Source organism: Enterococcus sp. C46 (assembly GCF_040887565.1).
GTDB lineage: Bacteria > Bacillota > Bacilli > Lactobacillales > Enterococcaceae > Enterococcus_B > Enterococcus_B lactis.
Map to the genome: position 1 here is coordinate 91,916 of NZ_JBFOGA010000009.1, position 24,643 is coordinate 116,558.

Sequence of the window (24,643 nt, forward strand, 5' to 3'; positions counted from 1 at the left end):
GGAGGAAGAAAACATGAAGATCATAGGAGTAGCCGCATGTACAGTTGGGATTGCCCATACGTATATTGCACAAGAAAAATTAGAAAATGCAGCCAAAAAAGCAGGACACGAGATGCACATCGAAACGCAAGGAACGATTGGAATCGAGAATGAATTAACCCCAGAGCAAATAAAAGAAGCAGATCTCGTGATTCTGGCAATTGATGTGAAAATAAGCGGCAGAGAACGATTTGAAGGAAAACGTATCATTCAAGTCCCCACTGAAATCGCCGTAAAGTCACCCAATAAACTGATCGAAAAAGCACAAGAAATAATTGAAAAACAACTTGCTTGATCATAAGGAGGGAAAAAAGATGGAAAAGATAAAAAAGTTAAATTTAAAGGGACATTTATTGACAGCGATTTCTTATTTGATTCCAATCGTTTGTGGAGCAGGATTCTTGATTGCTATCGGGATGGCGTTCGGTGGGACAAGTCAAGGAACACTGGTACAAGGTGAATTTTCTTTTTTTGATGCTTTAGCAACAATGGGAGGCGCTGGTTTAGGGTTACTTCCTGTAGTCATTGCAACGGGGATTTCTTATTCTATTGCAGCAAAACCAGGGATTGCTCCAGGGTTCATCATCGGATTGACAGCGAATGCTATTGGGGCTGGTTTTATTGGAGGGATATTAGGTGGCTATCTTTCTGGATTTCTCGTGTTAGCTATTTTAAACCATGTGAAAGTCCCAAATTGGGCAAAAGGACTGATGCCAACATTGATTATTCCCTTTGTTGCTTCTATCCTAGGTGGGTTAATCATGGTCTATATCATTGGAACTCCTGTTGCCTTGTTTACGTCTATTCTTACGAATTTCTTAGAAGGATTAGGTAATTCGTCCTTGTTGATTTTTGGCGGTGTGATCGGCTTACTAAGTGGCGTTGATTATGGTGGACCAATTAACAAAACGGTTTTTGCTTTTGTTCTCACAATGCAAGCAGAAGGAATCAATGGGCCAATTACAGCCCTCCAATTGGTGAATACGGCGACGCCTATCGGGTTTGGATTAGCTTACTTTGTCGCAAAAATATTTCGGAAAAACATCTATACAAAAGTGGAAGTCGAAACATTGAAATCAGCTGTTCCAATGGGTGTGATCAATATTGTCGAAGGTGTGATCCCACTAGTGATGAATGATATCGTCCGAGGTGTGGTTGCTACGGCTATTGGCGGATTTGCTGGTGGTGCAACGACAATGATCCTAGGCGCCGATGCAACAGTACCCTTTGGCGGTGTATTGATGATTCCGACGATGTCCAGACCTTGGGCAGGCGTGATAGCAATCTTAGTGAATGTTCTTGTGACAGCCGTTGTTTTGGCAATTATTAAAAAAGATGTGGGAAAAGAAGTCGAATCCGTAGTGGAAAAGGAAGAAGAAGATATTGACTTGGGAGACATTCAGATTTTCTAAGTCCTTCATTTAGTCGGGGATTCAATCATTGATTTTTAAATAAAGGAGTCTTATATATGAGTAAAGTTTTGTTCTCACCATCTTTAATGACGATGGATCTGGATAAATTTAAGGAACAAATTGAGTTTTTGAATCAGCATGTCGATTCTTATCATATCGATATCATGGATGGCCATTATGTACCTAATCTGACATTGTCTCCATGGTTCATTGAGGAAGTGCGAAAAATCAGTCATTTACCAATGTCTGCCCATTTAATGGTCACAGACCAAAGTTTTTGGGTGAATCAATTGATTTCACAAAAATGCGAATGGATTTGTATGCATGTCGAATGTTTAGATGGGCTAGCCTTTCGATTGATTGATCAGATCCATGCTGCAGGACTAAAAGCAGGAGTCGTATTAAATCCTGAAACACCTATTGAAACTATTTTCCCTTATATTGATTTAGTGGATAAAATCACTATCATGACAGTCGATCCCGGTTTTGCTGGACAGCGCTTCATCGAAAGCACATTAGATAAAATCGTTGATTTAAGAAAACTTCGTCAAGAAAAGGGATATCATTATTTGATTGAAATGGACGGATCTTCGAATCGAAAATCATTTAAGCGAATTGATCATGCCGGACCAGATATCTATATCATCGGCCGTAGTGGATTATTTGGTTTAGACGAAGACATTGAGAAATCATGGGCCATCATGAAAAGAGACTATGAGGAAACAACTGGAAAAAGTATAGAATAAGGAAATAGTTAAAAAGGTGAGAGGCAAAAGTTTAAGAGTTACTTTTGCCTCTCACCTTTTTGTATGCTGATACTTTTTAGATAATTGTACAGAAATAAAAAAACATAATATGTTAAGATGTTAGGTTTACGAATGAGATAAACTATGTTATAGTGTGCTTGTACAAAAGATAATATGTTAAGTAGGATTTTATTTTTGGGGAGGAAAAGTGATGCAGAATATTATATTGATTAGTCATGGCAGTATGGCTGAAGGCGTCAAGGCAAGTTTAGAAATGATCGTCGGAAAGCAAGATCATGTTCATGTCGTTGCGTTGACGCCTGATGGGGACAATCGGCAATTCGAAGAAGAATTATTAAAAAAAATGAAAGCCCTTAACGGCTCATCCTTGATTATTGCAGATCTTTTAGGTGGTACGCCATGTAATGTAGCATTAAGTAACTATCTAGAATCAGAAAATGTGGAAATTATTGCAGGGATGTCTTTACCATTAGTCATAGAAGCAACGTTGAATTCAACTGCTACGGTAAAAGAATTGATCCAAGCAGCAACAACTGGCATTGTTGATGTGAAGCAAAAAATGAAACAAACAGAAATCGAAAAAGAACCAAGCCTACCAAAGGATAATAGCCAATTGTATGAGGCATATAAAGGAAAAGAAAATATCGTGAATGTCAGGATAGACGAGCGTTTGATCCATGGACAAGTTGCGGGCATCTGGGCGCCCAGTTTGCACACACAGCGTATCATTGTAATCAACGATGAAGCAGCAGCAGATTCGTTACAAAAATCTTCCTTAAGAATGGCAGCGCCTACATCGATGAGACTTTCAGTTTTGCCGGTTGAATCTGCTGCGAAAAATATACGTTCAGGAAAGTATGGAAAACAGCGTCTATTCCTAGTATTCAAAAATCCAACAGATGTCTTACGTTATTTGAAAGCCGGAGGAAAGCTAACACACGTAAATGTTGGAAATATGAGTTATAAAGAGGGATCAAAAGACATAACAAAAAGTATCAAAGTATTAGAAGAAGAAATTGATGTGTTCGAATCAATTGCAGCAATGGATATAAATGTAACCGCTCAATTGGTACCAAATGATCCAGTTGTTGACTTCATGGATAAACTGAGAAATTAAATAAAAATGAGGAGGAAGAAAGTATGCACTTAGCAGCGTATCAAATTATTCTTATTACGGTTTATGCTTTTATTGCAATCAATGATTCGCTTATTTCAAATACATTAACACAACCAGCCATCGCAGGTATGATTTCAGGAATGATTATGGGAGACTTAAAAACAGGATTGATGGTTGGAGGTACATTGCAACTAATGAGACTAGGGATTGCGGCTTTCGGTGGGGCATCAGTTCCTGATTATTTCACAGGAGCCGTCTTGGGAACAGTATTTGCGGTTATCTCTGGGAAAGGTGCAGAGTATGGTATAGGATTGGCTGTTCCAGTATCTTTATTGATGTTGCAACTTGATGTAGTCGCTCGCTTTTGTAATGTTTATCTCTTGCATCGTGTAGATAGAGCAATTGATGATATGAAAATCAATCGTATACCGCGATTAGTCTTATCTGGCTCTTTTCTTTGGGGATTATCACGAGCCATTCCGATTTTATTGATGCTTTTAGTCGGTGATGCTGCTGTTTCAACGATCACAGAAAATACACCAGAATGGTTGATGAATGGACTAAAAACTGCTGGTGGGGTGTTACCAGTCGTGGGTGTGGGAATCTTGTTGCATTACCTTCCAACAAAACAATATATTCCTTATTTACTATTGGGTTTCTTTTTAGCCGCTTATTTACAAGTGCCAATGCTTGGTGTCTCAATCGTCGGTGTGATTGCTGCAATTATTGTATTTAAAAAAGATAGTGAAAAAGCAGAACATCCGACAGTGACAGCCACAAATAATGGAACATTTGAAGGAGGATATGATGGGGATGAATAACCAGAAATTAACAAAACAAGAGCTGAATGCGATTAGTTGGCGCTATATTTTAGGAAGTCAGCTGAACTGGAACTATGAACGAATGATGAGTTCTGGCTATTTATATGGGATATTACCAGTATTGAAAAAATTCTATGGTAATGACGAATCACACTTACAAGATATGATGCGTACACATAATCAATTCTTCAATACCAACGCGATTTTCGGAAATTTGATCATGGGGATTGATGTGGCAATCGAAGAAGAAGATGGTTACAAAGCAAAAGACACAATCATTGCCTTAAAAACAGCTTTAATGGGTTCTCTTGCTGGCGTAGGTGATTCATTGTTCCATGTGATTTGGGGAACGATTTTTGGATCGATTGCAGGAACATTAGCTCAAAGTGGCTCAATTGTTGGATGTGTGATTTGGGTCATCGCGAATATCGTTTTGTTATTTGGACGGGCTGCGTTATTACCATTAGGATACAAACAAGGAGTCAAACTTGTCACAACTTTGAAAAACAAATTATCTGCATTCACTAATGCCGCAACAGTTTTAGGTGTCACGGTAATTGGTGCTTTGATTCCTTCCGTGGTAAAGGCAACGGTCCCATTTGTTTATAAAAAAGATGGTGTGGAATTAGTTATTCAAGATACATTAGACGCTATTTTACCCTCTCTTGTTCCGGTGTTACTTGTTTTATTAACTTATTGGATGTTGGGACAAAAGAAATTGAATTCCACACGAGTAATCTGGATCATTTTGATTCTTTCCATTGCATTAAGTGCGTTTGGTATTTTAGCTTAAAAAAGGAAAAGTGAGATACGTCCGTTCACATATTTGTCCAAAAAGTAGAGGTTAAGCGGTTTTCTCATTCACTAAGATAAATGTGATTTTAGCCTCTGTATATTCATACAATCTGATGAGAAAGAGGGAGCAAAGATGGAGAAGGAGAAAAAAGGTTTGGGTAGAAGGATTCTTTTGATGAGTATGCTTAGTTTAATTAGTTTATTTGGAATGAGTATATCAACCTTTGCCGAGGAAGATGAATTTCAAAAGATGGAAGAACGATGGAAAAGTCAACTTGTCTTTGAAAAAGAAAGTCCGGAAAATGAGTCATTAAGAGCATATATAGAAGCGTTATCAAAAGAAGCGGAAAATTTATATCAAACATTGGATCAATCACCTGACCGGACCTATCTATGGCCACTTGAATCGGGAAATACTTCTTCAGCAGATTTGACGACACAATTTACGAAACTCCAGAAACTTACTTATGCCTATAAGACAAAAGGGACAACACTTTATCAACAGCCAGAGGTTGCTGCAGCAATTAAAGAGGGAATCGATTTTATGATTACCAAAAAAGGATATGATGGGAAAAAGTATTATGGAAATTGGTGGGATTGGCAAATTGGTATCCCACAAAAATTTGTGAATATCCTTCTACTGTTGCACCAAGAGCTATCCAGTGAAAAAATCCAACAATATACAGCTATTTTAAATCAATATGTACCTGATCCATTCCAGCAATTATATACTAAACCACAAGATTCATTTGTAGACCTTGCATTTATCCCTAACTTTTCAACGACTGGTGCCAATCGAACAGACTTATCATTGACTGTTTTAGGAGTAGGTATTTTACAAAAAGATGCCACAAAAATCCATCAAGCAGTGAATGGGATCAAAGATGTTTTTCAACTCGTGACAAGTGGAGATGGGTTTTACGCAGATGGTTCCTTTATCCAGCATAATGATATTCCTTATACAGGTTCTTACGGGAATGTACTAATCAAAGGAGTCGGACAGATTTTTACGATTGTGGATGGGACTTCTTATGCAGCAGCTTCTGATGACATTCACGCTTTCGTAGAAAATGTAGAGAAGGCCTTTATTCCTTTGATTTACCAAGGTGAAATGCTTCCCATGGTGAATGGACGCGCTATTTCGCGTGCGCCTTCAAAGACGAAGGTAGGATACGGGTCTTCAACGATGTATAATTTATTGATTGTTTCAAAATTTGCACCAGAAGATAAGCAAAAGGAACTAAAAGAAGCAGTTAAATATTGGATGCAATTGAACCCTTCGTATTATATAACGAATGTAAGAGATTATAATGATCTGGTCATGACACTATCCTTATTAGAAGACCAGACGATTTTAGGGAAGGATTTACCATTCATAGGGACAAAAATGTATCATAAAATGGATCGTTTTGTTCAGCGTACCAGTAAGTATATGGTAGGAATCAGTATGTATTCGAACCGTATCTCTTCTTTTGAAGCAGGAAATAAAGAAAACAAACGTGGTTGGCATACATCGGATGGGATGGTCTACTTATATAATGAGGATGATGTACAATTCGGTAAGAGCTATTGGCCGACTGTCGATCCTTATCGATTGCCAGGAACAACGGTCGATACAGTCCCTTTAAAAGATGAAATCTCTTCTTTTACGACTGTGCGATCAAATGAGAAAGCCGTTGGCGGTGTATCAAATGAAGGTCAGGCAGTGGTAGGTATGGCTCTAAATAAAACTGGAACAAAGAATAATGGGACAGTTTTGCCAATGGATGTCAAAGGGAAAAAATCGTGGTTTGTGCTTGACAATCAATTGATTGCGCTTGGTTCGGGAATTACCGGTAACACAAATGCGTCTATTGAAACGATTATAGATAATCGTTTATTAAACGATCAGTTTACTTATAAAGTTGTAACAGAAACAGGAGAAATTACCCAGCCAACCGAACAAAGTGAAAAAGAATGGTTATTGTTACAATCAAGTCAATCAGAAACATCGATCGGTTATTATTTTCCTGAGAAAGAAACAGTAAAAGTGATAAGTGAAGCACGGCAAGGTAATTATAGGGAAATCAACGAATCATTTCCTAGTGATGAAGTTTATCATGGAAGTTATCGGAAGTTTTTGATCAATCATGGAAAACATCCAATCAATGAAGCTTATGCATATGTGATATTACCCGGAGTGAACGAAAAAGGTTTAAAAGAATATGCAGAAAAAGAACCAGTTACTATTCTTCAAAATACTCCAAAAATTCAAGCAGTAAAAGTAAAAGAATCCGGTTATTTGGGTATCAATTTTTGGGATAATACTGGTGGAGAATTAGATGGATTAAAAACAGATAAACCACTTTCTGTATTAAAGAAAATAAACGAACAAGAAAAAAGTTATACGTTTGCTGATCTTGCTCATACAAAGACGAAAATAACGATTGAATTACCAAATGATTTTGAAGCTATTCAAAGCATGAGTGAAGGAATTACCTATGATGAGCAGATGGGTCGCTTTACTATTGATTTTTCGCAAACATCGGATACACAAAAACAAATTGTCGTGGAATAAAAAAAGCGCACAAGAATAGAATATTCTTGTGCGTAATTTTTTATCCTTATTCCAATCCAATCAAATAATCGTCATCTTTCATCGCTTCTACATGACCTAACAAATAGCCGTTTCCGACTTGTGAGAAGAAGTCATGGTTGCTTGTGCCTGTTGAAATCCCGTTCATTACGATTGGGTTGACATCATTGGCAGTATCTGGGAAGAGTGGGTCCATCCCTAGGTTCATCAATGCTTTGTTGGCATTATAGCGTAGGAATGTTTTGACTTCTTCTGTCCAACCGATTGGATCGTATAATTCTTCTGTATAACGTTCTTCGTTTTCATAAAGCTCATAAAGAAGATTGTACATCCAGTCTTTCAACGTTTCTTGTTCTGCTTCAGGTAATTCGTTGAAACCTAATTGGAATTTGTAACCGATATAGGTTCCATGTACCGATTCATCTCGGATGATCAGTTTGATGATCTCTGCTACGTTTGCCAATTTGTTGTTTCCTAAATAATAAAGAGGAGTATAAAAACCTGAATAGAACAAGAATGTTTCTAAAAAGACGCTGGCAATTTTCTTTTCTAGCGGTGTACCGTGTTTGTAGATTTCATTAATACGCTCAGCTTTTTTTTGCAGATAAGGATTCGTATTCGTCCAGTCAAAAATTTCTTCGATTTCTTTTTTCGTGTTCAGTGTACTAAAAATAGAAGAATAACTTTTGGCATGGACGGATTCCATGAATTGGATATTGTTCAAAACGGCTTCTTCATGGGGAGTACGGACATCTTTACGCAACTGATCCATACCGCTTTCAGATTGGACAGTATCCAACAATGTCAAACCGCCGAATACATGTCCTACTGTATCTTTTTCCAATTGAGACAATGTGCGCCAATCATCTAGGTCATTTGAAAGTGGGATACGTGTATCTAGCCAAAATTGCTCTGTCAGCTTCTCCCAAGTGGATTTATCAATGATATCTTCAATTTCATTCCAGTTTATTGCTTCATAATATGTTTCTGACATGAGAATGCTCCTTTAATTAAAATATGAATAAGCGAATCTATCTATGATATTAGATTACGCAGCTTTCACATTGATTGCTTCCGATTTCTTCTGCATCATCAGTAAAGGTACGTACATAATAAATGGATTTGATTCCTTTATGGAAAGCGTAATGTCTTAAAATATTCAAATCACGTGTCGTTTGCTTCGTTGTTGTCTTCCATTCATAAATACCTTCTGGGATTTCAGAACGCATGAATAAAGTCAAACTCATGCCTTGATCGACGTGTTGTTGTGCCGTTGCATAAACATCGATTACTTTACGCATGTCCATATCATAAGCAGAAGTGTAATATGGAATCGTCTCATTGGATAAATAAGGCGCTGGGTAATAAATTTTACCGATTTTCTTCTCTTGGCGTTCTTCGATCATGCGAGTGATAGGATGAATGCTTGCACTCGTATCATTGATATATGAAATTGAGCCATTTGGTGCTACTGCCAAGCGATTTTGGTGATATAGCCCATCTTTCATTACTGCTTGTTTCAAGGTATTCCAATCTTCAGCAGTTGGAATAAAAATCCCTTCAAACAATGCTTTGACTTTTTCTGATTTTGGCTGGAATTCTCCAGTTACGTATTTTTCGAAATAAGTGCCATCAGCATAAGCTGATTTTTCAAAATTATGGAAAACTTGTTTTCTTTCACGAGCGATATTGTTGCTTTCAACAAGTGTCCAATAATTCAACAGCATGAAATAAATATTTGTAAAGTCTAATGAATCCTCTGAGCCATATTCCATTTGTTCTTTTGCAAGATAAGTGTGTAAGCCCATGGCACCTAATCCAATCGTATGATTCAGCTTATTTCCGTTTTGGATCGGTGGTACGACATCGATATCAGATGCATCTGTAATAAATGTCAATGCACGAGTCATCGTACGCACAGATTGACCAAAGTTAGGGCTTTGCATCAAATTCACGATATTTGTCGAACCTAAGTTACATGAGATATCTGTTCCTAATACTTCATACTCCTGTTTGCCGTTGATCACAGAAGGCGTTTGAACTTGTAAAATCTCTGAACATAAATTACTCATGATAATCTTGCCGTCGATTGGATTCTCGCGGTTCGCTGTATCAATATTGATTACGTAAGGATAGCCAGATTCTTGTTGTAATTTTGAGATTTCATTTTCAAGATCACGCGCTTTGATTTTTTGTTTACGAATGTTTGGATTTGCAACTAGACGATCATACTCAGCTGTAATATCTACATAAGAGAATGGAACACCATATTCTTTTTCGACACTATATGGACTAAATAAATACATATCTTCGTTTTTACGTGTCAATTCATAAAATTTATCAGGTACGATCACACCAAGAGAAAGAGTTTTTACGCGAATCTTTTCATCTGCATTTTCTTTTTTTGCTGAAAGGAAAGCAATAATGTCTGGATGGAACACATTCAAATAAACCACACCAGCTCCTTGACGCTGACCTAATTGATTAGAATAGCTGAAACTATCTTCGAATAATTTCATGACTGGAACGACACCACTCGCAGCACCCTCGTATCCTTTGATAGGAGCGCCGGCTTCACGAAGATTTGATAAAGTAATCCCTACGCCGCCACCAATACGGGACAATTGCAAAGCAGAGTTGATTGAGCGCCCGATAGAGTTCATATCGTCAGTGACTTGAGTCAAGAAACAAGACACCAATTCGCCCCGACGTTTACGTCCAGCATTCAAGAAAGAAGGTGTAGCTGGCTGATAACGTTGATGGATCATTTCATCTGCAAGAGCAAGTGCTAATTCTTCATCCCCGTTCGCAAAGTAAAGCGCATTGAAGGCTACTCGATCTTCATAAGTTTCCAGATAAGCGGAACCGTCGTTGGTTTTCAACGCATATTGAGAATAAAATTTGTAAGCAGCCATAAAAGATTTGAAAGAAAAATGTTGTTCGTCCAAAAATTGATATAGCTTTTCAATAAATGATGGTGAATATAATTGGATGAATTCTGCTTCTATATATTCTTGTTCGATCAAGTAATTGATTTTTTCCATAATAGATGGAAAAGTCATCGTATTTGGTTTGACATTTTCTTCAAAAAAGGCAGCCAAAGCTTCTTTATCCTTATTCAAAGGGATTTGACCATTGACTGGTCGATTGATTTCATTATTCAGCTTGAAATAACTGACATCTTGTAAATTTTTAAGACTCATACGTACGCCCAACCTTCATTTCGTATTTGATGATGCTTGATTGCAAATCATTGCATTGTTTTTAAGCTTTAAAAAAGGATTTGGAAGTTTGCGACAAAAACTGGTGCTGTCTCAAGCCCTTCAAATCCATGTATCTTGTTTTGATTCTTTTAGTCATGTTAGCTGGCAAGTTTACGCAACTGATCAGGACGGAATCCGATAACTGTTTCTGCATCGGAAGTAATGACAGGAACACTTTGGAATCCTTGTGCTTTCAACCAGTCTACTGCTTCCGGTTGTTCATCGATATTGACTTCTTCAAAAGCAATTTGATTTTCTGTTAAAAAACGTTTGACCATCTTGCATTGCATGCAATTATTTTTAGAAAAGATTTTTACGTTCATGATGAGTGCCTCCTCTAAACACATTCTTATTATCTATAATAGATAGTATAAAACTCTTAGTAAAAAAGTCAAACAACAAACACTACATATTGTGTTGTGGAAACTGTGGAATACTAAGTTTTGTGTTTTTGAAAAAAGAGCTGAAAACAAGTATCGTGTGGGAAAATAGCAAATCTAATAGAGAAAAAATTGTGGAAAACTATGAAGAAATATTTTTTTCTCATTTTTATCTATCAATAATAAAGAATCGCTCATAATATCACAAGTGTAATTGACATTCTCAATTACCGAGAGTATTCTATGTGAGAATGATTCTCATTTATTTGCGTAATACGTGAGAAAACTAGAACATAGAATGAATGATTTCAACACATGATTTATTTCACAAGAGAGGAATCAATATGCAAACCTTAGCTCAGGCAAAGCAAAACTTCGTTTATCAAGTCGAACGAATCGAAACAGAAGAAAAAACAAAACGCCATTTGCAAAATATTGGGGTCGTTGCCGGAAGTAAAATCGTCGTCGTCAATTTATCAGGCAACAATGCCATTTTACTGGTAAAAAGTCATCGAGTGGCAGTAAGTCGGGAAATACTAAGTCAGATCTTTGTCAATAAAAAGATTGCTTCCTCTGAAAGCTGGACCTCTCTTGATCAATTAAAAGCAGGAGAGACTGGGATCGTCGTAGCCATCCACGGACATGGCGCAGTGAAGCGGCGGTTGATGGATATGGGATTGACGCGAAATGTAAAAATAGTCATCCGAAAACTAGCCCCTCTAGGAGATCCAATCGAACTGACAGTGCGAGGATATGAATTGACGTTACGAAAGTCAGAGGCTGAATTAGTCTTGGTACAAAGGGAGGAAAACGAATGAATATCGCGTTAGTCGGAAATCCAAACAGCGGAAAAACGAGCTTGTTCAATCTCTTGACTGGTTCGAATCAATATGTAGGGAATTGGCCGGGCGTAACAGTAGAAAAAAAAGAAGGATCGTTGAAAAAAAATCCGAACATTCATATTCAAGACCTACCTGGCATCTATTCTTTGTCTCCTTATACACCCGAAGAAGTGATTGCAAGAGATTATTTGGTTCATGAACAGCCTGAACTGATCATCAACATTATTGATGCTACCAATTTAGAGCGGAATCTATATTTAACTACGCAGTTATTGGATTTAGGCATTCCTATGATGATTGGTCTGAATATGATGGATATCATCAAAAAAGAAGGAAAAAAAATCAACCTAGAAAAGCTTTCCTATGGTCTTGGTGTACCAGTTTTACCAATCAGCGTATTGAAAAAGCAAGGAATCGAAAAATTAATCGAAAAGATTCAGGAGTCTGCAAAAAAACGGCTTTCTATTCCTGTTCCCTGTACATACGATCCGCGTTTAGAAGCAGCTTTACATGAAATTGAAGATGTACTAGGAGAAAAAAGTAGCAAGAAACGCTGGTATGCAATGAAATATTTTGAAAGAGATCAGAAGGTGAATGAGGATGATGAGATAACAAATTCTCAGCAAAAAGAAATCGAACAACTGATCCAGTTGACAGAGAAACTATTGGATGACGATAGTGAAACGATTCTAGTCAATGAACGTTATGAATTTATTACCCAATTATGTGCACTATCTGTCGTGTCAAATGATTCTTTCCAATTATCGATGAGTGACAAAATCGATCAGATTGCAACGAATCGTTGGTTAGCCTTGCCAATCTTTGCATTTGTGATGTGGCTGATTTATTACTTGGCTATTCAAACAGTAGGAACAATGGGGACAGATTGGATCAATGATACATTGTTTGGAACGTGGCTACCAGAACATGTTGGCAGACTGTTAGCTGAATGGCAAGTAGCGGAATGGATGCAGGAGCTGATCTTGAACGGCATCATCGCAGGCGTGGGAGCAGTATTAGGATTTTTACCGCAATTGATCGTATTGTTTTTATGCTTGAGCTTTCTAGAAGACTGCGGATATATGGCGAGGATCGCTTTTGTCATGGATCGACTTTTCCGGAAATTCGGGCTTTCAGGAAAATCCTTTATTCCTATGCTGATTGCCACGGGATGTGGCGTACCAGGGGTCATGGCTACTCGCACGATTGAAAACGAGCAAGATCGTCGTTTGACGATCATGGTCACGACATTCATGCCTTGTTCTGCAAAGTTGCCGATTATTGCCTTAGTAGCAGGGGCCTTTTTTCCTCACCAATCTTGGGTAGCCCCTTCTGCCTATTTTCTTGGGATGACTGCAATTATTTTCTCTGGAATCAGCTTGAAAAAAACGCGTTTGTTTGCTGGAGAAACAGCTCCGTTTATCATGGAATTACCCACATATCATTTTCCTCAATGGTCAACGATCCTAAGACAAACCTATGACCGCAGCAAGTCTTTTGTTAAAAAAGCAGGAACGATTATCTTTGTTTCTAGTATCGTGATCTGGTTTAGCTCTTCTTATAATTTTTATGCTCAACCTGTTCCTGAAGACCAAAGTATCCTAGCCTTTTTCGGACGAATCCTGGCTGTTGTTTTTCAGCCGCTTGGTTGGGGGAATTGGCAAGGAACTGTCGCAGCGATTACAGGATTAGTTGCTAAAGAAAATATTATTGGCACATTTGGTATTTTGTTTGGACATGCGGAAGTATCCGAAAATGGTAGAGAAATCTGGCAAGTGCTACAACACACATATACTCCCGCAGCAGCTTATTCATTGTTAGCCTTCAATTTACTTTGTGCGCCTTGTTTTGCGGCAATTGGGGCTATCCATCGGGAAATGAATGCCAAGAAATGGACTTGGATCGCCATAGGCTATCAATGCGGTTTAGCTTATTTAGTTAGTTTTGTGATCTATCAGTTGGGACACTTATTGGAGGGTGGACAGGTAGCGTCAGGGACGTATCTTGCTATTTTACTGATGATAGGCCTCGTTTATGTTTTGTTCCGCCAGCCAAAATCCAAGAACCAGTTTTATACTATATTGTCATTAGAAGGAGAGGAATAGGATGGCGACATTCTTATTAAGTGTATTAATCTTTGGAAGTGCAGGAGCGATTGTCTATACTCGTTTAAAATCCGGAAAGAATTGTGATGACTGTCAAACAGCTTGCCCAGTAAAAAAGGAACAGATCAAGCGATGATCAGTCGTTGCAAGAGGCTGTTCTCCCCTTTTTTGCTTATTTTGCTAGAGCATAGTAAGATGAGGGAAAGTAAAAAAAGAAAGAGGAAAGAAAATGTCTGGAAAGAAAAAAATCGTCCGCCCGCGCTATCAGCAGATTGCTGTTGATTTAGCCGAACGTATCGTTGAAAACCGATATAAAGTGGGTGAAAAGATCCATGCTCGCTCAACGCTTGCCAGTACGTACAATGCTTCTCCTGAGACCACCCGAAAGGCTATCAATGTGCTGGTAGATCTTGGGATCATGGAAGTACGGCATGGGAGTGGGGCATTTGTTGCCTCGAAAGAAAAAGCAAAAGATTTCCTATTGCAGTATCAAGATGTACAATCTATCCAAGATACAAAAGCAGAAATCATGGCGAGTGTGGAGAAGCAACAAGATGAGCTGAATCATTTTTCTCAATTATTGGATCAGCTGGTCAATCAAACGAAGCGAATACATAAGATGAACCCTTTACTTCCGTTTGAATTGTCTTTATCAGAAAAAGCAATGCATCTGGACCGTTCGATTAGCGAGTTGAATATCTGGCAGGCGACTGGTGCTACAGTTATCGCAATTTCTCATAACGAAGAACTACTTGTTTCACCTGGACCTTATGCTAAATTTACGGCAGGGGATATCGTTCATTTTATTGGAAATGAGTATACGCTACAGCGTATGACAAACTTTTTTTACCCGGAACATCAGCTTGCAGAATGATTGTGTGAAATATTATAAAAATATTAACTTGGCTAAACCTTTTATTTATAAAGATTTAACCAAGTTTTTTTCTGTTTAGACAAGCAAATTTCTTTCATTTTTGACAAAGTGACTACATGATGTTAACATAGTGTGGTCACTTTTTTCAGAAAGAAAAATGAATTTACATAAAAAAGGAGAATTTGTTTGGTAAAAGTAGAAGTAAAACATTTAACAAAGATATTTGGTAAAAAGACACAAGCCGCTTTAGATATGATGAATGATCACCAGCCGAAAACGGAGATTTTAAAGAAAACCGGTGCGACGGTTGGTGTGTATGACGTGAATTTTGACGTAAAAGAAGGAGAAATCTTCGTGATCATGGGGCTTTCCGGGAGTGGGAAATCCACATTGATCCGTCTATTGAATCGTCTGATCGAACCAACTTCGGGCAGTATCTATATTGATGAAGAAGATGTATCGAAGTTAAGTAAAGAAGAATTGCGAGAAGTCCGTCGTCATAAAATCAATATGGTTTTCCAAAACTTCGGTCTGTTTCCACACCGAACGATCTTGGAAAATACAGAATACGGGTTAGAAGTCCGTGGTATACCTAAAGAAGAACGACAAGAAAAAGCAGAAAAAGCATTAGAAAATTCTAGTCTGCTTTCATTTAAAGACCAATATCCTAATCAGTTATCTGGTGGGATGCAGCAACGGGTCGGCTTAGCCAGAGCTTTAGCGAACGATCCTGAGATCTTGCTGATGGACGAAGCGTTCTCGGCTCTTGATCCGCTGATCCGACGAGAAATGCAAGACGAATTACTGGACTTGCAAGCCAATGTTCAAAAAACGATTATTTTCATTACCCATGATTTGAATGAAGCTTTACGGATCGGGGACAGAATCGCGTTAATGAAAGACGGCGAAATCATGCAGATCGGAACAGGTGAAGAAATATTGACCAATCCAGCAAATGATTACGTACGTGAATTTGTGGAAGAAGTCGATCGTTCCAAAGTGCTTACTGCTCAAAACATCATGGTACCTGCATTGACGACGAATATCGAATCTGATGGACCAAATGTCGCATTGACAAGGATGCGTAATGAAGAAGTCAGCATGCTGATGGCTGTTGACCGAAAGAGACACCTGAAAGGAATCATTACTGCAGATCAGGCGTTAGAAGCTAGGAAGCAAAAACGTCCATTGATCGACTTCTTAGATGAAAATGTGACGGTGATCGGAAAAGACATGGTTGTAAGTGATATTTTCAATATTATTTATGATTCACCGACTCCGCTTGCAGTTGTAGAGGATGGAAAATTAAAAGGTGTCGTCATCCGAGGTAGTGTGATTGAAGCATTAGCAGAAACAAGCGAGGTGAGTGAACATGAATAATCTATTAAACTATCAATTACCAGTGGCAAACTGGGTAGAAAATATCACAGAATGGTTTACGACAACTTTTTCTGGCCTATTTTCATTTTTACAAACGATCGGACAGGCAGTGATGACGGGGATTACAAATTTACTGTTAGTGATTCCAGCGCCTTTGTTTATCTTGTTATTGACGATAGCAGCTTTCTTTATCTCTAAGAAACGTCCAGGACTTACGTTGTTCACGTTGATTGGTCTATGGTTTATTTATAACCAAGGTCTATGGAATGACTTGATGAATACTGTCACACTTGTTCTTTTATCTAGTGTGATCTCAATCATCATAGGTGTACCGTTAGGGATCTTGATGGCAAAAAGCAGTAAAGCTCAAAGCATCATCAAGCCGATCCTTGACTTTATGCAGACGATGCCAGGATTCGTTTATTTGATTCCAGCAGTTGCATTTTTCGGTATCGGGATGGTGCCAGGGGTATTTGCCTCAGTCATCTTTGCTTTGCCACCAACCGTTCGCTTTACGAATTTAGGGATTCGACAAGTACCGAAAGAGTTGGTAGAAGCTTCTGATTCATTCGGGAGCACAAGTCGTCAAAAACTATTCAAACTAGAATTGCCTTTAGCTAAAAGTACGATCATGGCAGGGATCAATCAAACAACGATGCTGTCACTTTCAATGGTCGTTATTGCCTCTATGATCGGTGCACCCGGCTTAGGACGAGGAGTATTGTCCGCTTTACAAAGAGCACAAGTCGGGAATGGATTTGTCAACGGGGTTGCATTAGTTATCTTAGCAATCATCATTGACCGTTTTACGCAGCATTTGAATCAGCCAAACAATAAGAAAGTTGCAGGAGCTGCAACACAAAAAAGTAAAAAACGTCAAGGATTGATCATTGGTGCTGTAGTAGTAGTGATCTTAGGTGCGATTGGTATAGGAAGTTTTTCTTCTGCCAAAGAAACAAAACGTATCAACTTGTCTTATGTCGAATGGGATACAGAAGTTGCTTCAACAAATGTAGTCGGTGAAGTATTGAAACAAATGGGCTATGATGTAACGATGACACCGCTAGATAATTCAATCATGTGGAAATCTGTTTCAAATGGCGAGTCAGATGCCATGGTTTCAGCTTGGCTACCTAAAACTCACGGTTCACAGTATGCACAATATAAAGATCAAGTCGAAGACCTAGGTGCCAATTTGACAGGAGCAAAAGTCGGTTTAGCAGTACCAGCCTACATGGATGTAAATTCGATCGATGAGTTAACCGATCAGGCAGGTAAGAAAATTATAGGAATTGAGCCAGGAGCTGGGGTAGTTACGGCTGCTGAAAACACAATCAAAAAATATGACAACTTGAAAGACTGGAAAGTCGAGACATCTTCTTCAGGAGCAATGACCGTTGCACTAGGACAAGCAATCAAAAAACACGAACCAATTGTAGTTACAGGATGGACACCTCATTGGATGTTTGCCAAATATGATCTGAAATACTTGGAAGATCCTGAAAACGGAATGGGAAGCGAAGAGCAGATCCATACGATGGTTCGAAAAGGATTGAAAGAAGACCAGCCAGAAGCTTATAAAGTATTAGACAATTTCCATTGGTCAGAAAAAGATATGGAAAAAGTCATGTTGGAAATCAACAATGGAAAAGATCCACAGCAAGCAGCAAAAGACTGGATCAAAGAGAACCAAGAATTAGTCGAAAGCTGGAAAAAATAAAAAAGGCGGAAACAAAATAAATGGAGCTTCCAAAATTGGATCAAAAATCCAGTTTTGGAAGTTCCATATTCGTCTGTCTCTTTTTTTGTCTATAAAAAAGAGAATGCGCAGTTCATCTTCGAAACGTCCGAAGACGCCGACAAACTACCATTCTCGTGGGTTTGGCACCCAATGGGCCGTGAGGGGCTCGAACCCGCGACCCGCTGATTAAGAGTTCGTTATTTAATGGTATTTTAAATGAAGATAAGCGAATTTACAGCATTTTTAAATGCTTATATACCGCAAATTATTCCAAGTTTTTATATATCCTACCCGAGTTTATACCCGAAAATATAATTTTTTATTGTTATTTTATATCTTTTTTTAATAGGTTTTCAAACGCTGTAGTTGCTGTATCTTTTTCTTTGCGTAAGACATGACCATAAACATTCATTGTAGTATTAAAATCTCGATGACCTAATCGTTTTTGAAGCTCTTTTGGAGTCATATTAGGGTCGCTAAGCAAATAGGTAGCTGATGTATGTCTAATGTCGTGAAAACGAATGTGACGCAAATTGTGACGTTTGGTGAATCGTTTGAACTTCTTATACAGATAACTTCCACGTGGCAAAGTTCCGTCTTGTTTTGTATCAAATATAAAATAGTGTTTTAATTTCTTTATATTTAATTTCCAACGAATCTTTTTATTCTCTTTGATTAATTCATCTAACATATCAAATAGATAAGCAGGACCGGTTACTATTTTTTCATCATCATCATTTTTCAAACCTGGAAGCAACCGAATATCTGATTTTCCATCTACTTCTGAAATCCGCTGATGAAATCTTATTTCTTGTTTGTCAAAGTCAATATCTTTTTCTTCTAAAGCTGCAATTTCTCCTTGTCTTGCTCCTGTAATAAATGCTAAAACAATTAAAGTTTTAATTTCTATACTTTCCTCAAATGCTGCTTTTAGCATTGCGTGGATTTCTTCTTCAGAATAAGGTTCTTCGATATTCTTTTTTACGCCTTTTTCTTTTGGTATTTTTACATTTTCCACAGGATTTTCTTTAATTGCACCGTACTCATTTTTAGCCATCAAAAATAAATTATTAACGGCATATAACATGCGAAGCTTCGTATTTCTTGATAAAGGTTTATCAGAGTTTCTCCCAGGATCTTTTGTGTTGATTCTTTGAGCATTAACAACAATTTGTTTTATCATGTATGGCTTGATGTCAATTAGAGGGATAAAATCAAATTTATCAAGAAATCTATTCTCGATCATTCGCTTATAGTTATGATAAGACTTTGGCTCTAAATTTTTTTCGGCCTCTGAAAGCCATATTTTTCTATAAAATTCACCAAAAGTTATATTGAATAAATCCAACGAATCATCGGTCATTCCTTCGAATTGCTCTAACCAGATGTTCAATTCTTTATATGCCGCTCTTTTACTATTCGCTTTTATAGTTTTGCTTTTTCTTTTTGCCGAGCCATCAGGTTTGTACCCTAATACCGCTCTTAGTCTATATGTTTCGTTGTCTACTTGTTCTAAGTATCCTGTTACTTCTGACATAATTGAATCAGCTCGCTTTCTTTGATACAATAGACAGGTGAATAAGCCTATTGTGTAGGTTTGTTTTTTTCATAGAACACGCTCGCTTTGGTCGGTGGGGCGTGTTTTTATTATTTTACAGACTTTCGAAAACTAAAGTAGCTTGGATTCTATCGCCACCACCGAAACCTTTACTACCACCGTTTGTAGTGGAAATAGTGTGTAATCGATAACCTTTAGAACACTGTCTATTTATAGTGTTTTCAAGTTCTGATAGGTTTTGCGACCCTTTTCCTATAAATTTTTCTTTTAATACAACTTGCAATACAACGTAACTTGGCATATTCTTTTCCTTCTTTCTACTATGATAATAAATACTAACCCCTAGCCGGAGCGCCAACTCCGACTGGGGTATTTTTTTATAAAACGACTACGCCATAAATTTTAAAATCATCTGTATCACAGATTGATATATCCTCATACTTTTTATTTAAACTCACTAGCTTGTTACCTGACAGTTTTTTAACAAACGCTTCATTATTTACTTGGCATACGATTATCTGACCGTCACGCGCATCCGATGTGCTTTTAATAAAGATAACTTGTCCATCTTCGAAAAGCGGTAACATTGAATCACCGTTTACCTTAACTGCGAAATCATGTTCAGGTATCACGCCTTCATAACTTACTTCGTCCACAATTTCATCTTCTAGCCATTCACCTGTTCCAGCGGACACATAACCTCGGATTTCAATTGTAGTTTTCGGACGTTTGTTTTGTTCTCTCAATTGATATTCCGCAAAGTTGTAGACTTTTGTTTGGCGAGACTCTTCCAATTGGCTATACAAATCTAATAAATTATCTATTTTAGTTTGTTTTTTATCGATAATCATTATTTTGTTTTCTAGAGAATTTTTAATATCTAACGCCTCAAAAAGATCGTCCGGAGTTAAATCCAAAGCCGTTGCATAAGTTTTGATATTATCTTCATCTAGGGATCGGTTTCCGTTTTCATGGTTAGATATAGTATTTTGACTGTAGCCAGTTAATTTACTAAGTTGTTCTTGAGTAAGTTTTTTCTTTTTTCTTGCGTCCTTTATAACCGAACCTAAAATATTTTTCTTCATTAAAGGCACCTCCTTCATGAGATAACAATATCACATTGCAATAAACGTGTAAATAAAAATATCTCAAAAAGTGATAAAAAGCTATTGACGTATATCTCAATTTGAGATATTATTGATTTATCAAATGAAGGAGGCGATTACATGAGTACGATGGAAAAAAAGAAAAACTTAAGAGTTGAGTTTTTGAAGCCGAAGTTAAAACTCAAAAAAGCTAGGCTTGCAAATGAATGGACTACATCTTACGTAGCTGATTTGATTGGTTTGGAAAGACGTCAATATGAGTTAAAAGAAAAAGGCGAGTATCCATTCCATGATTATGAAATGTACATTTTGGCAAAAAACTTTAACAAAAAAGTATCAGAATTATTTTTTTAAAATCGAATATCTCTATTTGAGATAAAAGTAAGAAAGGAAAGTAAAATATGAATACACCACAAATTTTTAATTTCGAACAAAACGAAGTTCGAACAGTTTTAGTAAATGATGAACCATATTTTGTAGGCAAAGACGTTGCAAGTGTTTTGGGTTATTCAAACACTAAAGATGCTTTGTCGCGACATGTAGATTTGGAAGATAAGATGGGGTCGCGAATCACGACCTCAGGTCAATCGAGAGAGATGACGATTATCAATGAATCAGGGCTATATAGTTTAATCCTTAAATCTAAACTCTCAAATGCTAAGAAATTTAAACGTTGGGTGACTAGCGAAGTGTTGCCAGCAATTAGAAAACATGGTGCCTACCTTACTGATGAAAAAGCATATGACATCACACACAATCCAGATTCATTAGCTGATTTGCTTTTACAAGCTGGCGAACAACTTAAACAAAAAGAATTGATTATTCAAGAGATGCAACCAAAAGCGATTTTTGCTGATGCGGTTCAAGGAAGCGTCAATTCATGCTTAGTCAAAGATTTGGCTACTATCTTAAAACAACGAGGAGTTAACATCGGACAAAACCGATTATTCGAATGGCTACGGGAAAATGGTTATCTATGCAAAGAGGGAAGACGAAAGAATCAACCGACACAACGTTCGATGGATTTAAAAATCATGGATGTTAGGGAACACATCCGTACAAACTCTCATGGTGAATTAGTTACAAAATTTACACCATTGATTACTGGAAAAGGGCAACAATATTTTGTCAATAAATTTTTAGGAAATTAAGGAGGAAACAACCAATGGAGCAACTAGCTTTAGTTAACCTCTCAGACCTCAAAGCTTCTTTGGCAGAATCTGAGATTGCAAATGAAGTGTGGGATACAAAGCAAGCTGCGGAATATTTAAAAACCACAACACGCACGCTGACTAAAGATGCCGAATCTGGAAAGATTCCAGCAGCGAAAGTTGGCAGAGAGTGGAGGTTTAGTAGTATCGCTTTGTATCAGTATCTAAAAGGAGGAAAAACATGGGTAAATTCAACAGAGCACTAGTATTCAGCGCACCGCTAATCGTCTATGCTTTAGGACTTTGGGGAAGCAGGCAAGCATTAATCGGCACGATCGTTTACATGGTTTGGATTTTCATTGGGCTTGATGAAGCTGAGTACAAAACAAAAAAGCCAACCAGGGAGGCTGACTAAAGTGTGGTTCTGTTTATTAGGTGTTTATCTCGTGGCCGTTTTAGGAAATAACTACATGAGAAAACGCGGCGAATACTGGTATACATCCTATGCGGTTCTAGTATGTCTAATGCTTACAATTTTTCTAATGATTTATTCAAAATAGGTAATACTTTGTCAATCAAATAAGTTTCAAGAGATTTTTGTTCTGCATTAGTGTTGCCGTAACCAAAACGGCTTAAGAAAATTTTCATAACCTCTATATCTTCATTTTGAATATATGGCAGGACTGCATAACCTGATGCTTTTACAGCAGATATATTTTTATCAGTGTTACTACCAATACAAATACCCACATTGTTGAGGAATGTTGAGAAAGTTGTTTGTATTGTTTGGGTTTTTGAATCGTGTTTTTGTAATTCAATTTCTTTATCCTTCATCGATTCAGCATGCTTATTATTTATAACCGCTGTAATCCAAGGGGATATAAGAGCTACTAAAGCTAGGATAATCGAAATTGTGATCGTGTTATCGAAACTCATTTTTTCACCATCCAGTTTTTAAACCATTATATCAAAAAGGAGAGAAGAAATAATGCAAGAATTAGTAATTTTGAAAAATAAAGAAGCTGTGACTACGAGCTTACAAGTCGCAGACAGCTTTGAAAAGAAACACAAGCATGTGCTAGAAGCAATCGAATCAATAAAAAGATCGGTCGAAAATTCGGCCAATGTTGAAGATGGGTCCAATTTTGGACAGATGTTTGTGGAAGGGAACGAGCCAGACTCATACGGAAGAAGTCGGAGAGTTTATTTCATGAATAGAGACGGATTTTCCTTGCTAGCTATGGGATTCACTGGAAGTAAAGCAATAAATTTCAAACTAAAATTTATTGAAGCTTTCAACGAAATGGAAGATGTTATTCGGAAGAATACTGTTCCTCAAACAATTGAAGACATGATGATCTATCAATTAGAAGAAATGAAAGATGTTAAAAAAGATGTTTCCATGCTTAAAGATACTATGCGAATTAGCGGACAACAAGAGTTTGAAATTAAGCAAAAAGGAAATATGAAAGTTATGGAAGTTTTAGGAGGTAAAGAAAGCCGAGCTTATGAAGAAATCAGCAAAAAAGTATTCTCAAAATTTTGGTCTGAATTTAAACGTACCTTTTCAATCCCAAGATATGGCGAGTTACCTCGTAAGAGATTCGATGATGCTGTTTCATTTATTGAAATGTGGTTACCAGAAACTGCGATCCGCATGGAAATCGATCAACTGAACAGACAACAAAGACTTTTCGGTGATGAAAATGAATAGAGCTGAAGCGCTAAGAATAGGGACGGTAATTGCTAATCGCTGGTGGAGACACAATAAACCAAGCATCCTAAGCCAACAACATATTGATAAGCAAAAAGCTTGGCAACAAATAAAAAAGTGACTCAGCCGGCAAGCATAGAGTCACAAAACAAAACATATCTGAGGAGATTATATCATGAAAAAAAGACAAATCAAAAAGAACAGCAAGAAAATTGCCGACAAATTAACAGGATATGCTTCGGTCGTTAAAGAATTAGAGGCGTTAGGAGTATTCAGCATTGATCCCAACTGGAGAGGAGACATTGAGTGCCATATGCGCCCTGAAAATATTGTTAAGTTGCCTTTCGCGAAATCGGTCGGTTTCAAGTTTAGCGAATTCGATAAAGATCATATTCAAGCTTCTGTAAAATTCAGCGGCTTTACTTTCTTCGCGCTAGTTAATAATGAGGAAAGAGCAAAGTATTTTCCCGGTGAATTGGATGTGCAGTCTTATGAATAAAGAACTTTCCACTCTAGATCAATATTTGACTGATCCTAGTTGGGGCAAATCGAATATCAAGGAAACAATCAATCGAAAAATCAGACGAAATCTTTTGACGAATGAAGAACTAGCTTGTGATCAAGATGATTTGGGGAATTTTGTGAGTATTTGGGATCATGTCTATCTTATCCATTTATCGAAAAAGTCCAAAAAACCTGAATATATCTATGTCATCGAAGATGGCTTGATTGATGCACTAGAAGAGTACGACAGAGATAACTTGATTGATATCTCTTATTACGGATCAGGTAAGAAATACATTGCTGAAATGGAGGCAGAATTTGATGAGTGAAAGCAAAGGGACAACGAACTTTGAAAAACTTTTTAGTCGTAAGTTAAATAAAATTCTCAAGAAAAAAGGAAATTTTGATTATTTATCTTGGGCTCACGCATGGGAGATTATGAAAAAGAATGATCCACAGGCAACGGTAACTATTAATGAGTATAAACACTACAGAGTTG

General features: G+C 37.4%; 28 protein-coding genes. 21 read left to right on the top strand and 7 right to left on the bottom strand.

Annotated features, from left to right (window positions below):
- The first annotated feature begins 13 nt into the window (after positions 1-13).
- From AB3I27_RS12025 to AB3I27_RS12055, 7 genes are all read left to right on the top strand, one after another.
- Positions 14-334: a PTS fructose transporter subunit IIB gene (locus tag AB3I27_RS12025; RefSeq protein WP_002310016.1), complete on the top strand. Its 321-nt coding sequence runs from the start codon at positions 14-16 to the stop codon at positions 332-334.
- A gap of 19 nt (positions 335-353) precedes the next feature.
- Positions 354-1,451: a PTS fructose transporter subunit IIC gene (locus AB3I27_RS12030; RefSeq protein ID WP_002310017.1), complete on the top strand. Its 1,098-nt coding sequence runs from the start codon at positions 354-356 to the stop codon at positions 1,449-1,451.
- Positions 1,452-1,507: 56 nt separating this feature from the next.
- On the top strand, positions 1,508-2,197 hold the full coding sequence (gene alsE / locus AB3I27_RS12035; protein WP_002314126.1) for a D-allulose 6-phosphate 3-epimerase: 690 nt from the start codon (positions 1,508-1,510) through the stop codon (positions 2,195-2,197).
- A 211-nt stretch (positions 2,198-2,408) separates the two neighbouring features.
- Positions 2,409-3,335, top strand: a complete 927-nt coding sequence (locus AB3I27_RS12040) for a PTS mannose/fructose/sorbose transporter subunit IIAB (RefSeq protein ID WP_002316822.1) — start codon at positions 2,409-2,411, stop codon at positions 3,333-3,335.
- A gap of 23 nt (positions 3,336-3,358) precedes the next feature.
- Positions 3,359-4,156 (top strand): PTS sugar transporter subunit IIC, encoded by a 798-nt coding sequence (locus AB3I27_RS12045; protein ID WP_002348299.1) that lies wholly within the window; start codon positions 3,359-3,361, stop codon positions 4,154-4,156.
- The gene (locus AB3I27_RS12050; RefSeq protein ID WP_002335212.1) at positions 4,143-4,949 is read left to right on the top strand and encodes a PTS system mannose/fructose/sorbose family transporter subunit IID; all 807 of its coding nucleotides are present in this window, start codon (positions 4,143-4,145) and stop codon (positions 4,947-4,949) included. Before AB3I27_RS12045 ends, AB3I27_RS12050 begins: the two co-directional genes overlap by 14 nt.
- Before the next feature lie 135 nt (positions 4,950-5,084).
- Positions 5,085-7,508 (top strand): polysaccharide lyase 8 family protein, encoded by a 2,424-nt coding sequence (locus AB3I27_RS12055; RefSeq protein ID WP_222896925.1) that lies wholly within the window; start codon positions 5,085-5,087, stop codon positions 7,506-7,508.
- 46 nt (positions 7,509-7,554) lie between these two features.
- Here AB3I27_RS12055 and nrdF read toward each other — a convergent pair whose 3' ends face one another.
- From nrdF to nrdH, 3 genes are all read right to left on the bottom strand, one after another.
- Positions 7,555-8,520: a class 1b ribonucleoside-diphosphate reductase subunit beta gene (gene nrdF / locus AB3I27_RS12060; RefSeq protein ID WP_002287792.1), complete on the bottom strand. Its 966-nt coding sequence runs from the start codon at positions 8,518-8,520 to the stop codon at positions 7,555-7,557.
- Between the two features lie 49 nt (positions 8,521-8,569).
- Positions 8,570-10,729: a class 1b ribonucleoside-diphosphate reductase subunit alpha gene (nrdE, locus tag AB3I27_RS12065; RefSeq protein ID WP_002310024.1), complete on the bottom strand. Its 2,160-nt coding sequence runs from the start codon at positions 10,727-10,729 to the stop codon at positions 8,570-8,572.
- Positions 10,730-10,887: 158 nt separating this feature from the next.
- On the bottom strand, positions 10,888-11,112 hold the full coding sequence (nrdH, locus tag AB3I27_RS12070; RefSeq protein WP_002287795.1) for a glutaredoxin-like protein NrdH: 225 nt from the start codon (positions 11,110-11,112) through the stop codon (positions 10,888-10,890).
- Between the two features lie 401 nt (positions 11,113-11,513).
- Between nrdH and AB3I27_RS12075 the strand changes: the two genes are divergently transcribed.
- The 6 genes from AB3I27_RS12075 to AB3I27_RS12100 all read left to right on the top strand — a co-directional run bounded on the left by AB3I27_RS12075 (position 11,514) and on the right by AB3I27_RS12100 (position 18,090).
- Positions 11,514-11,987 carry a ferrous iron transport protein A gene (locus tag AB3I27_RS12075; RefSeq protein WP_104760028.1) on the top strand — a complete coding sequence of 158 codons (474 nt, stop codon included), beginning with the start codon at positions 11,514-11,516 and terminating at the stop codon, positions 11,985-11,987.
- Positions 11,984-14,116 (top strand): ferrous iron transport protein B, encoded by a 2,133-nt coding sequence (gene feoB / locus AB3I27_RS12080; RefSeq protein WP_104760029.1) that lies wholly within the window; start codon positions 11,984-11,986, stop codon positions 14,114-14,116. The genes AB3I27_RS12075 and feoB overlap by 4 nt, the downstream gene beginning before the upstream one ends.
- A gap of 1 nt (position 14,117) precedes the next feature.
- Positions 14,118-14,252, top strand: coding sequence for a hypothetical protein (locus AB3I27_RS12085; protein WP_002290587.1), 135 nt, complete (start codon positions 14,118-14,120; stop codon positions 14,250-14,252).
- 93 nt (positions 14,253-14,345) lie between these two features.
- Positions 14,346-14,990 (top strand): GntR family transcriptional regulator, encoded by a 645-nt coding sequence (locus AB3I27_RS12090; RefSeq protein ID WP_002287801.1) that lies wholly within the window; start codon positions 14,346-14,348, stop codon positions 14,988-14,990.
- Between the two features lie 186 nt (positions 14,991-15,176).
- On the top strand, positions 15,177-16,370 hold the full coding sequence (locus tag AB3I27_RS12095; RefSeq protein ID WP_368023010.1) for a glycine betaine/L-proline ABC transporter ATP-binding protein: 1,194 nt from the start codon (positions 15,177-15,179) through the stop codon (positions 16,368-16,370).
- A complete protein-coding gene (locus AB3I27_RS12100; RefSeq protein WP_002310030.1) occupies positions 16,363-18,090 on the top strand; it encodes an ABC transporter permease/substrate binding protein in 1,728 nt (575 codons plus the stop codon). The genes AB3I27_RS12095 and AB3I27_RS12100 overlap by 8 nt, the downstream gene beginning before the upstream one ends.
- A 346-nt stretch (positions 18,091-18,436) precedes the next feature.
- On the opposite strand, the gene AB3I27_RS12105 is transcribed toward AB3I27_RS12100, so the two are convergent.
- From AB3I27_RS12105 to AB3I27_RS12115, 3 genes are all read right to left on the bottom strand, one after another.
- Positions 18,437-19,648, bottom strand: a complete 1,212-nt coding sequence (locus tag AB3I27_RS12105) for a tyrosine-type recombinase/integrase (protein ID WP_368023011.1) — start codon at positions 19,646-19,648, stop codon at positions 18,437-18,439.
- 115 nt (positions 19,649-19,763) lie between these two features.
- Positions 19,764-19,970, bottom strand: a complete 207-nt coding sequence (locus AB3I27_RS12110) for a hypothetical protein (RefSeq protein WP_002306332.1) — start codon at positions 19,968-19,970, stop codon at positions 19,764-19,766.
- Positions 19,971-20,046: 76 nt separating this feature from the next.
- Complete coding sequence (locus tag AB3I27_RS12115) at positions 20,047-20,754, bottom strand: XRE family transcriptional regulator (RefSeq protein ID WP_278023439.1); 708 nt, start codon at positions 20,752-20,754, stop codon at positions 20,047-20,049.
- Positions 20,755-20,895: 141 nt separating this feature from the next.
- On the opposite strand from AB3I27_RS12115, the gene AB3I27_RS12120 reads away from it, so the two are divergent.
- Genes AB3I27_RS12120 through AB3I27_RS12135 form a run of 4 tightly spaced genes read left to right on the top strand, consistent with a single transcriptional unit; the run spans position 20,896 to position 22,341 of the window.
- On the top strand, positions 20,896-21,129 hold the full coding sequence (locus tag AB3I27_RS12120; RefSeq protein ID WP_002333661.1) for a hypothetical protein: 234 nt from the start codon (positions 20,896-20,898) through the stop codon (positions 21,127-21,129).
- 47 nt (positions 21,130-21,176) lie between these two features.
- Positions 21,177-21,926 carry a phage antirepressor gene (locus tag AB3I27_RS12125; protein ID WP_278023438.1) on the top strand — a complete coding sequence of 250 codons (750 nt, stop codon included), beginning with the start codon at positions 21,177-21,179 and terminating at the stop codon, positions 21,924-21,926.
- Positions 21,927-21,940: 14 nt separating this feature from the next.
- Positions 21,941-22,192, top strand: coding sequence for an excisionase family DNA-binding protein (locus AB3I27_RS12130; protein ID WP_002325344.1), 252 nt, complete (start codon positions 21,941-21,943; stop codon positions 22,190-22,192).
- A complete protein-coding gene (locus AB3I27_RS12135) occupies positions 22,168-22,341 on the top strand; it encodes a hypothetical protein (protein WP_278023437.1) in 174 nt (57 codons plus the stop codon). Before AB3I27_RS12130 ends, AB3I27_RS12135 begins: the two co-directional genes overlap by 25 nt.
- A gap of 113 nt (positions 22,342-22,454) precedes the next feature.
- Here the strand turns inward: AB3I27_RS12135 and AB3I27_RS12140 are convergent, their stop codons facing one another.
- Positions 22,455-22,862: a hypothetical protein gene (locus tag AB3I27_RS12140; protein WP_002323904.1), complete on the bottom strand. Its 408-nt coding sequence runs from the start codon at positions 22,860-22,862 to the stop codon at positions 22,455-22,457.
- Between the two features lie 52 nt (positions 22,863-22,914).
- Between AB3I27_RS12140 and AB3I27_RS12145 the strand changes: the two genes are divergently transcribed.
- The 4 genes from AB3I27_RS12145 to AB3I27_RS12160 all read left to right on the top strand — a co-directional run.
- Positions 22,915-23,640 (top strand): phage regulatory protein, encoded by a 726-nt coding sequence (locus AB3I27_RS12145; protein ID WP_002323905.1) that lies wholly within the window; start codon positions 22,915-22,917, stop codon positions 23,638-23,640.
- Positions 23,641-23,815: 175 nt separating this feature from the next.
- Positions 23,816-24,139 carry a hypothetical protein gene (locus tag AB3I27_RS12150; RefSeq protein ID WP_104885822.1) on the top strand — a complete coding sequence of 108 codons (324 nt, stop codon included), beginning with the start codon at positions 23,816-23,818 and terminating at the stop codon, positions 24,137-24,139.
- A complete protein-coding gene (locus tag AB3I27_RS12155) occupies positions 24,132-24,473 on the top strand; it encodes a hypothetical protein (protein ID WP_278023435.1) in 342 nt (113 codons plus the stop codon). The genes AB3I27_RS12150 and AB3I27_RS12155 overlap by 8 nt, the downstream gene beginning before the upstream one ends.
- Positions 24,466-24,643, top strand: a 178-nt coding sequence (locus AB3I27_RS12160) for a DUF1071 domain-containing protein (RefSeq protein WP_368023012.1), incomplete at its 3' end; no start/stop codon positions are given. The genes AB3I27_RS12155 and AB3I27_RS12160, both read left to right, overlap by 8 nt.

Coding starts and splice junctions, on each gene's coding strand:
- AB3I27_RS12120 (WP_002333661.1), top strand. CDS start 20,896: ATGAGTACGATGGAAAAAAAGAAAAACTTAAGAGTTGAGTTTTTGAAG.
- alsE (WP_002314126.1), top strand. CDS start 1,508: ATGAGTAAAGTTTTGTTCTCACCATCTTTAATGACGATGGATCTGGAT.
- AB3I27_RS12040 (WP_002316822.1), top strand. CDS start 2,409: ATGCAGAATATTATATTGATTAGTCATGGCAGTATGGCTGAAGGCGTC.
- AB3I27_RS12140 (WP_002323904.1), bottom strand. CDS start 22,862: ATGAGTTTCGATAACACGATCACAATTTCGATTATCCTAGCTTTAGTA.
- AB3I27_RS12150 (WP_104885822.1), top strand. CDS start 23,816: ATGAAAAAAAGACAAATCAAAAAGAACAGCAAGAAAATTGCCGACAAA.
- AB3I27_RS12090 (WP_002287801.1), top strand. CDS start 14,346: ATGTCTGGAAAGAAAAAAATCGTCCGCCCGCGCTATCAGCAGATTGCT.
- AB3I27_RS12155 (WP_278023435.1), top strand. CDS start 24,132: ATGAATAAAGAACTTTCCACTCTAGATCAATATTTGACTGATCCTAGT.
- AB3I27_RS12030 (WP_002310017.1), top strand. CDS start 354: ATGGAAAAGATAAAAAAGTTAAATTTAAAGGGACATTTATTGACAGCG.
- feoB (WP_104760029.1), top strand. CDS start 11,984: ATGAATATCGCGTTAGTCGGAAATCCAAACAGCGGAAAAACGAGCTTG.
- AB3I27_RS12055 (WP_222896925.1), top strand. CDS start 5,085: ATGGAGAAGGAGAAAAAAGGTTTGGGTAGAAGGATTCTTTTGATGAGT.
- AB3I27_RS12100 (WP_002310030.1), top strand. CDS start 16,363: ATGAATAATCTATTAAACTATCAATTACCAGTGGCAAACTGGGTAGAA.
- nrdF (WP_002287792.1), bottom strand. CDS start 8,520: ATGTCAGAAACATATTATGAAGCAATAAACTGGAATGAAATTGAAGAT.
- nrdE (WP_002310024.1), bottom strand. CDS start 10,729: ATGAGTCTTAAAAATTTACAAGATGTCAGTTATTTCAAGCTGAATAAT.
- AB3I27_RS12135 (WP_278023437.1), top strand. CDS start 22,168: ATGGGTAAATTCAACAGAGCACTAGTATTCAGCGCACCGCTAATCGTC.
- AB3I27_RS12130 (WP_002325344.1), top strand. CDS start 21,941: ATGGAGCAACTAGCTTTAGTTAACCTCTCAGACCTCAAAGCTTCTTTG.
- AB3I27_RS12145 (WP_002323905.1), top strand. CDS start 22,915: ATGCAAGAATTAGTAATTTTGAAAAATAAAGAAGCTGTGACTACGAGC.
- AB3I27_RS12115 (WP_278023439.1), bottom strand. CDS start 20,754: ATGAAGAAAAATATTTTAGGTTCGGTTATAAAGGACGCAAGAAAAAAG.
- AB3I27_RS12075 (WP_104760028.1), top strand. CDS start 11,514: ATGCAAACCTTAGCTCAGGCAAAGCAAAACTTCGTTTATCAAGTCGAA.
- AB3I27_RS12125 (WP_278023438.1), top strand. CDS start 21,177: ATGAATACACCACAAATTTTTAATTTCGAACAAAACGAAGTTCGAACA.
- AB3I27_RS12085 (WP_002290587.1), top strand. CDS start 14,118: ATGGCGACATTCTTATTAAGTGTATTAATCTTTGGAAGTGCAGGAGCG.
- AB3I27_RS12045 (WP_002348299.1), top strand. CDS start 3,359: ATGCACTTAGCAGCGTATCAAATTATTCTTATTACGGTTTATGCTTTT.
- nrdH (WP_002287795.1), bottom strand. CDS start 11,112: ATGAACGTAAAAATCTTTTCTAAAAATAATTGCATGCAATGCAAGATG.
- AB3I27_RS12050 (WP_002335212.1), top strand. CDS start 4,143: ATGGGGATGAATAACCAGAAATTAACAAAACAAGAGCTGAATGCGATT.
- AB3I27_RS12110 (WP_002306332.1), bottom strand. CDS start 19,970: ATGCCAAGTTACGTTGTATTGCAAGTTGTATTAAAAGAAAAATTTATA.
- AB3I27_RS12025 (WP_002310016.1), top strand. CDS start 14: ATGAAGATCATAGGAGTAGCCGCATGTACAGTTGGGATTGCCCATACG.
- AB3I27_RS12105 (WP_368023011.1), bottom strand. CDS start 19,648: ATGTCAGAAGTAACAGGATACTTAGAACAAGTAGACAACGAAACATAT.